The 11,777-nt window shown below is 35.1% G+C and carries 12 protein-coding genes; all 12 read left to right on the forward strand.

The features are described 5' to 3' along the window. The first annotated feature begins 205 nt into the window (after window positions 1-205). Window positions 206-1,702 (forward strand): CIA30 family protein, encoded by a 1,497-nt coding sequence (locus ACIR131C_RS0113870; RefSeq protein ID WP_028090688.1) that lies wholly within the window; start codon window positions 206-208, stop codon window positions 1,700-1,702. 122 nt (window positions 1,703-1,824) lie between these two features. Then, a complete protein-coding gene (locus ACIR131C_RS0113875; RefSeq protein ID WP_231395464.1) occupies window positions 1,825-2,115 on the forward strand; it encodes a hypothetical protein in 291 nt (96 codons plus the stop codon). Next, window positions 2,105-2,497 (forward strand): GFA family protein, encoded by a 393-nt coding sequence (locus tag ACIR131C_RS0113880; RefSeq protein ID WP_028090690.1) that lies wholly within the window; start codon window positions 2,105-2,107, stop codon window positions 2,495-2,497. The genes ACIR131C_RS0113875 and ACIR131C_RS0113880 overlap by 11 nt, the downstream gene beginning before the upstream one ends. 113 nt (window positions 2,498-2,610) lie before the next feature. After that, window positions 2,611-3,045, forward strand: a complete 435-nt coding sequence (locus ACIR131C_RS0113885; RefSeq protein WP_334310851.1) for a CAAD domain-containing protein — start codon at window positions 2,611-2,613, stop codon at window positions 3,043-3,045. Window positions 3,046-3,252: 207 nt separating this feature from the next. Next, window positions 3,253-3,627, forward strand: a complete 375-nt coding sequence (locus tag ACIR131C_RS0113890) for a hypothetical protein (protein ID WP_028090692.1) — start codon at window positions 3,253-3,255, stop codon at window positions 3,625-3,627. Window positions 3,628-3,922: 295 nt separating this feature from the next. Beyond that, window positions 3,923-4,891, forward strand: a complete 969-nt coding sequence (hemC, locus tag ACIR131C_RS0113900; RefSeq protein WP_028090693.1) for a hydroxymethylbilane synthase — start codon at window positions 3,923-3,925, stop codon at window positions 4,889-4,891. Window positions 4,892-4,928: 37 nt separating this feature from the next. Then, complete coding sequence (glgA, locus tag ACIR131C_RS0113905) at window positions 4,929-6,344, forward strand: glycogen synthase GlgA (RefSeq protein WP_028090694.1); 1,416 nt, start codon at window positions 4,929-4,931, stop codon at window positions 6,342-6,344. Between the two features lie 116 nt (window positions 6,345-6,460). Continuing rightward, the gene (locus ACIR131C_RS0113910) at window positions 6,461-7,234 is read left to right on the forward strand and encodes a hypothetical protein (RefSeq protein WP_028090695.1); all 774 of its coding nucleotides are present in this window, start codon (window positions 6,461-6,463) and stop codon (window positions 7,232-7,234) included. Between the two features lie 4 nt (window positions 7,235-7,238). Then, the gene (locus tag ACIR131C_RS0113915) at window positions 7,239-8,081 is read left to right on the forward strand and encodes a hypothetical protein (protein ID WP_028090696.1); all 843 of its coding nucleotides are present in this window, start codon (window positions 7,239-7,241) and stop codon (window positions 8,079-8,081) included. Between the two features lie 6 nt (window positions 8,082-8,087). Next, a complete protein-coding gene (locus tag ACIR131C_RS22740; protein WP_035372108.1) occupies window positions 8,088-8,558 on the forward strand; it encodes an AAA family ATPase in 471 nt (156 codons plus the stop codon). Window positions 8,559-8,714: 156 nt separating this feature from the next. Beyond that, a complete protein-coding gene (aroC, locus tag ACIR131C_RS0113925) occupies window positions 8,715-9,806 on the forward strand; it encodes a chorismate synthase (protein ID WP_028090697.1) in 1,092 nt (363 codons plus the stop codon). An 89-nt stretch (window positions 9,807-9,895) separates the two neighbouring features. Further along, window positions 9,896-11,767, forward strand: a complete 1,872-nt coding sequence (locus ACIR131C_RS0113930; RefSeq protein ID WP_028090698.1) for a hypothetical protein — start codon at window positions 9,896-9,898, stop codon at window positions 11,765-11,767. Window positions 11,768-11,777 lie beyond the last annotated feature (10 nt).

Here is an 11,777-nt window from a genome sequence, read left to right on the forward strand (position 1 = left end):
AGCGAATAATAGTAAAAGTTTCGCTCTTTCTTCTGCTAGAATTTAGAAAATGAAAACGCCCTGGAAGGGAAAGGGAGATATTATGTTATAGGAACAAATTTCTTTCGGGACTTTTATATTATATCAAGAAGTTGATATAATAAGAGTAAAATTATTTTTTTGACTTTTGATTTTTGACTTTTGGAGTTTCTGAAGGGTGCTATTTATGAATAATAACAATCGTTCACAATGGGATTTATGCAGGTTCATTAAAACTCTCACCTACTTTGAGGTGTTTCCGGTTCTGAACTGGGTACAAAAACTTTTTCAAGGTGGTTATGAAGATCATCAAAATCTATCGAAAGCAGGAATAAATATGGGTGTAATTCTGGTAGCTGGTGCGACTGGTGGGGTGGGTAAACGAGTTGTGAAAAAATTGGTAGCACAGGGTTATAATGTGCGCTGCTTAGTTAGAGATGTTGAAAAAGCACGGCCAATTCTCGGTGATGATATTGATTTGGTGGTTGGAGATATTACAAAACCAGAAACTTTGACAAGTTTAGTTTTGGCTAATATTCAAGCTGTAATTTGTTGTACAGCAGTTCGTGTACAACCAGTGGAAGGAGATACACCAGATAGAGCAAAATATAATCAAGGTGTGAAATTTTATCTACCGGAAATTGTGGGAGACACACCAGAAAATGTTGAATATCAAGGTGTGAAAAATTTAGTTACAGCAGCCAAGAAATATCTGGTTGCTGTTGGGGAAAAACCAATATTTGATTTTACTAAACCATCAGATGAAATCAAAAATATCTGGGGTGCTTTGGATGATGTTGTTATGGGTGGTGTCAGTTCTAGTAGTTTCCAAATTAGGGAACATAACGCAGTATTTACAGGTAATGTTTCTACTGCTAATTCTGGGGGTTTTGCTTCGGTAAGAACTAAGAATTTTTCACCTTTATGTGATTTATCAGGTTATCAAGGTGTGAAGTTGCGGGTTAAAGGTGACGGTCAACGTTATAAAATATTTTTACGCACGGAGTCAACTTGGGACGGAATTGGTTATAGCTATTCTTTTGATACTGTTGCTAATAATTGGTTAGATATTCAGATTCCTTTTACAGATTTGTTCGGTGTATTTCGTGCCAAAGTTGTTAAAGATTGTCCACCCATTGATGTTAGTAAGATTTGTTCTTTACAACTAATGTTGAGTAAGTTTGAATATGATGGTGCTTTAAATCCTAAGTTCAATCCTGGGGTTTTCTCTCTGGAAGTTTCATCAATTCAAGCCTATGGTGGGGAAGTTTTACCTCAATTTATATTAATTAGTTCTGCTGGGGTGACTCGTCCCGGAAGACCAGGAATTAATTTAGATGAAGAACCACCCGCAGTCAGATTAAATGACCAATTAGGAGGTATTTTGACCTGGAAATTACGAGGTGAAGAATGTTTGAAAGCTAGTGGAATACCTTATACAATTATCAGACCTTGTGCTTTAACAGAAACAGCGGGAGGAAAGGAATTAATATTTGCACAAGGTGATAATATCAGAGGGAAAGTTAGTCGTGATGATGTGGCAGAAATTTGTGTACAAGCAATTAAAGAACCAAAAGCGAAAAATCTAACTTTTGAGGTCAAGGAAAGCGAAATGGTTGCTAATAATCCAAATTGGCAAAGTCTATTTTCTTCCTTACAAGTTGATAAATCAGACTTTGAATAATTAACAATTTTGTTGGGTTGCTTTGATCAACCCAACCTACGGGTTTCATTGAATTAGTTGATAATATGATCTTGAGACGGTTGTTAATAATTGCGGTATGTGCGATGATTGTGTGCAGTGGTATGTTTTTAAAACCTGCTTTACCACAGCAAGTTGATTTCCGTGTTAATAATTTAGAAAATGATGTTCGGAGTTTACAACTACGCTTACAACAACTTGAATTAATGGTTAGTAAAAATAATCAATTACCTACTACCAATAATTCTCAAGTTATACCTCCTAATTTGAAAAATTATTTATCACAACAGGAAAAAATGTTAAATAATTTAGCAACTTTAGTGGTTGAATTAAACCAGAAAGTGAATAAATTAACTATTCGAGTTAATCAACGGTCGAACCTTAATGTTAAATAGAGATGAATTTGTTACTTATGAAGGTGGTTGTCACTGTGGTGCTGTGCGATTTCGTGTGTTAGTTAATAATCATCAAGTTGATGATTGTAATTGTTCAATATGTTCTAAAAAAGGATTTTTACATTTAATTATCCCGCGAGAACAATTTACTTTATTACAAGGGGAAGATGTATTAAAAACTTACAAATTTAATACACAAGTAGCACAACATAAATTTTGCGGAATTTGTGGTATTCATTCTTTTTATGTTCCCCGTAGTCACCCTGATTGTATTGATGTTAATGTACGGTGTTTAGATGGTAATGTTATTGCCAATTTTCAAATTGTGCCTTTTGATGGTATAAACTGGGATGAAAATATTCATAAACTCAAGAGAGGTTAAATATCTTGTTTTTTATGTTATTTTTTCAGAATTGATGATTTAGCATCTAAAATATGGTACTTTAATGATGTCCATTCACTTTTCACAAATGTTGTAATTTCTCAATAACAAATATGATGGAAAATCAATCACAGCAAACCCAACCAGTAAATTCTTCTTCCCCACAAGATGTTTTTTCTTTTTTAGGTGGAGAAAATCGCAATGTACCAAAACTACCTGCTGCTGATAAATCTGTGTCTCAATGGCAGGAAATTCTTAACCAAATTATGGAATTTTTAGGAAAACTGCCAGATTATTTAGGCGCAATTTTTAATAACAATAAAAGAGCGTTAATTAACTTAATTTTAATCTTATCAGCTTTCGTGACAGTTAAGGTAGTAATTGCATTATTAGACGCGGTGAATGATATACCATTACTACAACCAATTTTTGAGTTAATTGGGCTATTTTACTCTGTCTGGTTTGCTTTCCGTTATCTCCTTAAATTTGATACAAGACAAGAATTATCTCAGAAATTTAATGCTTTTAAACAACGATCTTTTGGATGAATATTTTATTTTTTTTGATTTCTTGAGTTCCTAAGATGTAGGATAGGCTATAACTAACCTACATTTTATCTCTTGTCTCTTGTCTCTTTAGATAGAGAGTTTTAATAAAAATATTTTTGGTAATTATTCCCGCAGATAGTCTATTTATCTGCTAGAAAATTCTAATCTAGTTCTGGCAATACTCGAAAAGTAAACAGGACTAATTTTATGAATGAGAACATTACCGCAGATACCTATGATAGAGGCATAATTCCTGCGGAAACAGCCGCACGAATCAAAAGAGAAGGGAAAAATTATAAACACATACCGACGGAGGAGGATCTTGCCAGTGCGTCCACTGATCATCAAACTGATATTAACAGTATTCGCACAACGGATGGTTATACTATAGATCAAGAAGGTTTGTTGAATAATTATCCAGTTGAACCGGAAATGTATTATCAAGTTCCCGGTGACGCGCGGGAAATAGCCGAACAAGAAAAAGCTGAAAGAATACGGGAATTACGAGAAGTTAATGAGGATAAAACAGGTCTATTAACAGAAGATTTTGATAAAAGAGGTAGAGGTCCAGGAATGATTTAATTTACCATTTCTTTGATTTTTTCCCGAAAGGCTATGGCCGCATCTAAAGGATCTTCTGCTATTACATATTCCGCCAAAATTGATAAATCTAAGTTTGATAATAATTCACTTTTTCCAGATCCTCGTCAAAGAAGTCGGGGATCTATTTTTGCCAAGTTGGCAAAATTGTAAATAAATGTAAAGCTACTAGCAAATAAAATCTTTCTGAGAATTAGTTTGATCTAATCCGGTAAGTCACTCCCTGCGGTAGTCTAGATAAATGTTAATTTATCGCCTGGTTTGACAAAATAGTTTTATGACCTCAGTTTCTAGTCCTCCGCGCACTATTCGCATTGGTTCACGTAAAAGCCAATTAGCTTTAGTTCAAACATACTGGGTACAAGCCCAACTCCAGAAAAGCTTTCCCGACATTACTTTTGAAGTTCATACCATGTCTACCCAAGGAGACAAAATCCTCGACGTAGCATTGGCTAAAATTGGCGATAAAGGACTATTTACCAAAGAACTGGAATTGGGCATGATCAATAAAGAGATTGATTTTGCTGTCCATTCTCTCAAGGACCTCCCCACCAATTTACCACCAGGTTTGACATTGGCCGCAATTACAGAACGGGAAAACCCCGCAGACGCGGTTGTACTCCACGAAAAGCATCAAGGTGAAAAACTTGAGACTTTACCCGCAGGTGCGGTAATTGGCACTTCTTCTCTGCGACGGCTGGCACAATTGCGGCATAAATTCCCCCATTTTACATTTAAGGATGTGCGGGGTAATTTGATTACACGCATGGCGAAACTGGATGCTGGTGAATATGATGCTCTAATTTTAGCAGTAGCCGGTTTAGAAAGACTGGAAATGAGCGATCGCATTCATCAAATTCTCTCTCCAGAAATCTCCCTCCATGCCGTCGGACAAGGTGCTTTGGGGATAGAATGCCGTGACGATGATACGGAAGTAATTACCTTACTTAAAGCTATTGAACACCCGCAAACACGCGATCGCTGTTTAGCAGAAAGATCATTTTTACGAGTTTTAGAAGGTGGCTGTCAAGTTCCTATTGGTGTAAATACTGAAGTAATTGGTGATAAATTAACATTAAAAGGACTTGTCGCCAGCGTTGATGGTCAAAAAATTGTTCAGAATATAGTCACTGGTGCGGCGGCTGATGCTGAAAAATTAGGAGCAGAATTAGCCGATATTTTGCGACAACAGGGGGCTACAGAAATCTTGGAACAAATCTTTACCGAGATTCAACGAGGCTCATAAGATAATTGACAATGGACAATTGATAACTAACAAAAATATGCGAATTTTATTTGTAGCAGCAGAGGCTGCTCCCATTGCCAAAGTTGGTGGCATGGGGGATGTTGTAGGTGCATTACCTAAATTCTTGAGACAAATGGGTCATGATGTACGGGTATTCTTGCCTTATTATGGCTTTGTTCCTGATAAAATGGTCGTCCCTGAAGAACCAGTTTGGAAAGGCTCTGCCATGTTTCAGGATTTTTCAGTGTACGAAAGTGTACTGCCCGGAACTGATATTCCTTTGTATTTATTCGGACATTCAGCTTTTCTACCTCGGCGGATTTATGGTGGGGAAGATGAAGATTGGAGATTTACCTTCTTTGCCAATGGTGCGGCGGAATTTTGCTGGAATTACTGGAAACCAGAAATTGTCCACTGTCATGATTGGCACACAGGAATGTTACCCGTATGGTTAAATCAATCTCCAGATATAACCAGTGTTTTCACCATTCATAACCTGGCTTATCAAGGACCATGGCGGTGGTATTTAGAGAAAATTACTTGGTGTCCCTGGTATATGCAAGGACATAACACCATGGCCGCAGCAGTCCAGTTTGCTGATAAGGTAAATACAGTTTCTCCTACCTATGCTGAACAGATAAAAACCCCTGCCTATGGTGAAGAAATAGAAGGGTTATTATCTTTTATTAGTGGTAAATTATCAGGGATAATTAACGGTATAGATACCGATATTTATGATCCCGCTAATGATAAATACATTCCTCAAAACTTTACCATAGATACCCTTGATCAACGTAAAGCTAATAAAATAGCCCTGCAAGAAGAAATGGGTTTAGAAGTTAATTCTAATGCCTTTTTAATCGGTATGGTGACAAGGTTGGTAGAACAAAAAGGCATGGATTTAGTATTACAAATCCTTGACCGATTTATGGCTTATACGGATGCTCAATTTGTCTTATTGGGAACAGGAGATCGCTATTATGAAACCCAAATGTGGCAACTTGCATCTCGCTATCCCGGACGTATGTCCACTTACCTACTATATAACGATGCCCTTTCTCGTCGTATTTACGCTGGTACTGATGCCTTCTTAATGCCTAGCCGCTTTGAACCCTGCGGTATCAGTCAAATGATGGCTTTGCGTTACGGTTGTGTGCCTATTGTTCGTCGTACAGGGGGATTAGTTGATACCGTCAGCCATTTTGATCCAGTCAATGAAGTAGGTACAGGTTATTGCTTTGACAGGTATGAACCCCTAGACCTATTTACTTGTATGATACGCGCTTGGGAAGGCTTCCGTTTCAAACCCCAATGGAGGGAATTACAAAAACGGGGAATGAGTCAAAACTTCAGTTGGTATCAATCTGCTAAAGAGTATGATAAACTCTATCGTTCTATCTATGGTTTACCAGACATAGAACCAGAAGCAGAAATAACAGCAGAAACTGTGTAAGGTGTTGTAGAAAGTTGGAATTTTAGACAATTATTCATGGGGTATTTATCTGGAATGCCCCTTTTTAATACACGATAGTATAGAATCAGCAAAATAACCTCTAATGGAGATTTAACTTGTCGGCATATAGGATTAAACTACAGGCTATTGAGATTAAAGCTAGGTTGCAGATTCTAAAAAAGAAAGCTTTATTTATAGAACCTAAGTTAGCAGCTAGGATTAGTGAAATTGGAACTACACTAGCTAAATATAAAAATGAACTCCTTGATAAAAAACGGTTTTTAATAGGTTTTCTCAATGAATTTTATTACGATATTCAAACTTATATATATGACATCAAACCGATTTTAAATTTACCTCAAGGAGAAATAGAAAAATTTTGCCAACAAAAGAATCTATCTGTAACTGAGTATTACTGGTATAGCGTCATATTACCTAATTGGTTGAGTCAAGAAGATCCAAAATTTTTTTACTGGATTGAAAAACTTATACAAGGAGAGTATACTGGTAGTGACGAAGATTTAATTATTGCTATAACTAAAACAATTAATGCTAGGTCTGACGGAAGTGCTTCAAACCGTTATATTCTAGATTTATCTATGGCTACAGATTTACTTGTTAGTCACGTTCCTAGTACAATTGAGCCTGTGTTTGTTCAACTTACAGGTACTGCTATCCTTCGAGATGGACAACGTAACCCTGATTTTTTGACTAAGCAGCAGAAATGGAATAATACTCTATCATGTTGGGGTATTAAACGGGCCTTACTGGTTGCTCATGATGCTCAAGTGAACACTCCAAACAATCTACTCAAGTTAGCAGATGTTATGCTAAAAGAGAGTAGCGATCGCCCCATCACTTTTATTGCCGTTATACCCTTCCCTGGATAGTATTATGACTAAGAATGTAAAAATTTATAATCAGTCAACTTCCGAGGTAGATTGGAAATATCTAGAAGCATCCCAACAGTTGCAGCTAGATAAACAAACTTATGGTTCTGATTATATTCATCTTTATGTTGATGATATAGAAGGTGATTGGCTAGAAAATTGGGATTGGGAAGATGATTTAACAGATTATATTGATGCTTTTTATCATCATTGTGAACAGGGAAATTTTCAATTTGCTTTAGATACTTTAAAGGCTTGTGATGATTTATGGAATCAGCCAGAGAATCATGAAAAATGTTTAGAACTTTATAGTTATTTGGTTGAAAGGTTAGAATTACAAAATACAAAACAACCGGAAATAAATCATCAAGAGATTTTGAACTTAGCTAAACAACAGATTTTAGTTTTGCAAAATAATGAACAAGGAGAAAATATGTCGGAACAAATGATTTTTAAGATGAACGAGGAAAAAATTACTCGTTTAGAATATATACAAAAATTACTGGAGAAAATTTACAATGGAGTAATTAGAAAAACTTGGAAATTTCAAGATAAATTTCGCAGAGAGAGCAGTCCTTATGTTTATAATCTAAGAGGAATGGCTAGTGCTGGAGATTGTGTAGTAGAGTTCGGAGTATCCCAATATTTTGACAACTTTAATTATTACTTAAATAAAAAAAGTGCTTCAAATCCGGAAGAAGAAATAGTTAATGAAAGCCATTATTATGAATGCGATAATTCAAATTATAGCTATCAAGAATTTAAGTTAATACAGGAGTATTTGGAAAAAATTGAGAAAGCAAGCTGGCAAGTTAAGTTATCTGATTTAGATGCTTTACCAGAATAAAAAACTATGGCAAAGTTGATTAATAAAAAACAACTATCAAGGATTGTTTTGAAGGGCTTTAAATCTATTGCAGAATGTAATCTTGAACTTACTCAACTCAATATACTAATTGGCTGCAATGGCGCAGGAAAATCCAATTTTATCAGCTTTTTTCGCATGGTTCAAGAGATACTTGATGGACATTTGCAAGTTTTTGTTAGTCGTCAAGGTGGACCAGATACAATATTGCATTTTGGTCGAAAAACAACTGAACAATTAGAGATTGAATTATATTTTGGCAATAATAGATATTTTGCCACCCTTGAACCTACTCAAGATAATCGTTTGATGTTTTCTAAAGAGTCTTTTGGCTGGGGTGGTGGTGAGTGGAAAATAGGTAGTGGTCATTTTGAAACTCAGGCTTTTACAGGAACTGGGACAAAAATGGATAAATATATATTATCTGCCATGCAGCAATGGCGGGTTTATCATTACTAGATCACAAAGAACTAGATAGAGGTATTTGACGTGGAATTATTCGACAAGCGGGTTTAAGTGTAGATGAATTTATTGAATTATTGTGATGTACTAACAAAGATATTCTGGTGCAACTCCGTGTAAAATACAGATTCCGGTCTGTATTTCCTCAACATCATGGGTAACACTTTTGGTCATCTTTTCCGAATTACGACTTTTGGCGAATCTCACGGCGGCGGTGTGGGCGTTATAATTGATGGTTGTCCCCCACAACTGGAAATTTCCCCAGAGGAAATTCAATTTGAACTCGATAGAAGACGGCCAGGACAAAGTAAAATCACCACCCCCCGCAAAGAAGCAGACACCTGTGAGATATTATCTGGGGTGTTTGAAGGGAAAACTCTGGGAACACCCATAGCTATCTTAGTCAGAAATAAAGATACCCGTTCCCAAGACTACGATGAAATGGCGCAAAAATACCGCCCTTCTCATGCAGATGCTACCTATGATGCTAAATATGGCTTGAGAAATTGGCAAGGTGGCGGAAGGTCGTCAGCCCGTGAGACAATAGGTAGAGTGGCTGCTGGTGCGATCGCTAAAAAGATTTTACATCAAGTTGCAAATGTAGAAGTTATCGCCTATGTCAAGCGCATTAAAGATTTACAAGGCGTAATAGATACAAATACAGTCACTTTAGCAGACGTAGAAAGCAATATTGTCCGTTGTCCAGATAGAGAAATTGCTAATACCATGATTTCATTAATAGAAGAAACCGGTCGAGATGGTAATTCTATTGGTGGTGTGGTTGAATGTGTGGTGCGAAATGTTCCCAAGGGTTTAGGAGAACCAGTTTTTGATAAATTAGAAGCAGATTTAGCAAAAGCAGTCATGTCACTTCCTGCTAGTAAAGGTTTTGAAATCGGTTCAGGTTTTGACGGGACTTTGTTAACAGGTTTTGAACATAACGACGAATTTTATATTGATGAAAATGGGGAAATTAGAACAGTAACTAATCGTTCTGGAGGGATTCAAGGGGGAATTTCTAATGGAGAAAATATCATTATCAGAGTGGCTTTTAAACCAACAGCCACTATTAGAAAAGAACAAAAAACCGTCACAAAAGAAGGTGAAGAAACAGTTTTAGCAGGAAAAGGTAGACATGATCCTTGTGTTTTACCCCGCGCTGTACCTATGGTTGATGCTATGGTGGCCTTAGTTTTATGTGATCATCTCTTACGTCATTATGGACAATGTAAAGTATTGTCATAGACCATAAATTCTGATGGGGTGTTGATTTGGAATACCCCTTTTGCTTAAAATACTCATACTAATCAGGTCTAACTGCATCAATATTTCCTATGACTACCATTAATACAGACCAAGACTACCAAAATCACGTTAAACACTTTACTGCTTTAAAAGATAAGTATCAAGCGAATAGCTATCAAAATTTATCTCCTAATAGTCCACTTTATTTCATTCTCAGAAAAGCAGATTTAGGAATTGAAATTCTGGATTTAGAATATATTTGGCTGCAAAAAGAAAACCTTTTAGCAACGGTTCAAGTAATTAGAAATCAACAGCAGCAAAGAATTAAAGATACGGTAGATTTAGGTGTTGAATTTACAAAACTCAAGTCAAAATATCAAGTTAATAATTATCATATTTCTTGGGCTGTAAGTCCTTTATATTTTATACTTTGTAAAGTAGATTCAGGTAATTTTCTTACTGAAAAAGAATTTAATTGGCTAATCTCAAATGGGTTTAAAAAAGTAAATTCAATTGCTATTGAAAATCAAAAATTTATTAGTTTAAAATGTAAGTATAACGCTAATAAATATCAAGATTCTCATTCTGATAGTCCACTTTATCCTATTCTCAAAAAAATAGATATCTCAGAACGTTTAACTGAGTTAGAATATAAATGGTTAATAGAACAGGAACTTTCAGAAACCTTAGAATTTGTTAAACAACAAGAAGCAACAAGACGAAATGAGTTTATTCAATTAAAAGAAAAATATCAAGCGACTAAATATAAAAGTGGATCTTTATCAAGTCCATTATATCCAATTCTGCAAAAATTAGAAGCAGAAGAAAATTTAATTGATACCGAACTTACTTGGTTAAAAGAACAGGAACTTATTGAAACTATTACTATTGCTGAAGAAAAGGAAAAAACAAAAGAATTTGCAGCTTTGAAGATTAAGTATCAAGCCACAGAATATGAAGATATATCTCCAAAATCTCATCTTTATAAAGTTCTAAAAAATATTGATTCAGGTAATTCTTTAGGAGGACAAGATGTTAATTTCCTGAAAAAGCGTAAATTGCTGGAAACCATCAAATTAGCTAATGATAAATACATTAATCATTTAAAATCTAAAATTGAAGAGAATGGATTATTAACTGATTCGGAAACTGAATGGTTAAAAAATAATGGACGGGAAGATATTATCAGTTTAGTTCAAAAACGACTATTTTCTATTTTAAAGTCAAAATATGCTATTTCAAATTATCAAGATCAATCACCAAATAGTCCTTTATATCTCATTTTACAAAAATTAGAAAAAGATGAGAGAATAGAACCTAAAGATATTGGTTGGTTACAAGAAACAAAAATAAAAGTTTCTCAAAATAACTACTACAGTTGGGAATATGAGAGAAATAGTCGAGAAATTACATTATTTTCTGGTTTAATTTGGACTAAATACCATATTATTGAAGCTAATTTTTATCAACAGGAATTTAAACGCACTGGTAATAGATGGAATTTAGTAAATGCTAGTAGCCATTTACGTAAAGCTGATAGATCAAAATCAGCATTAGAGTTAACAGATAATTTACCACTCAACAGCATTAAAGATAATAAACTCAAGTCTGCTTTATTAACTACTAGAGGTGGAGCGTTTAGAGATTGTGATAAATTACATGATGCAGAAATTTGCGCTCTTCAAGCAATGAAATATCAAGCAGATAGTCATCATCCCTATACATTAATGGGAGCTATTTGTTATCAACAAGGTAAATATTTTGAAGGTGATAAGTGGTTTAATGAAGCAATTAAACGTGGTGCTAAACCTTTAGATATGGATTCAGAAATTAAATCTATTTTGAAAAAGGCAAAAGATGAAAAACAGCGTCAGGAGTTAGTTAATTATCTTTTGAAAAAAGACTCAAACCGTTATGCTTGGGCTAAAAATTATCTGAAAAAACAGCAGGATAAAAAATAACATTCTTGTG

The sequence above is a fragment of the Dolichospermum circinale AWQC131C genome (assembly GCF_000426905.1).
In the GTDB taxonomy this organism is placed as follows: Bacteria; Cyanobacteriota; Cyanobacteriia; order Cyanobacteriales; family Nostocaceae; genus Dolichospermum; species Dolichospermum circinale.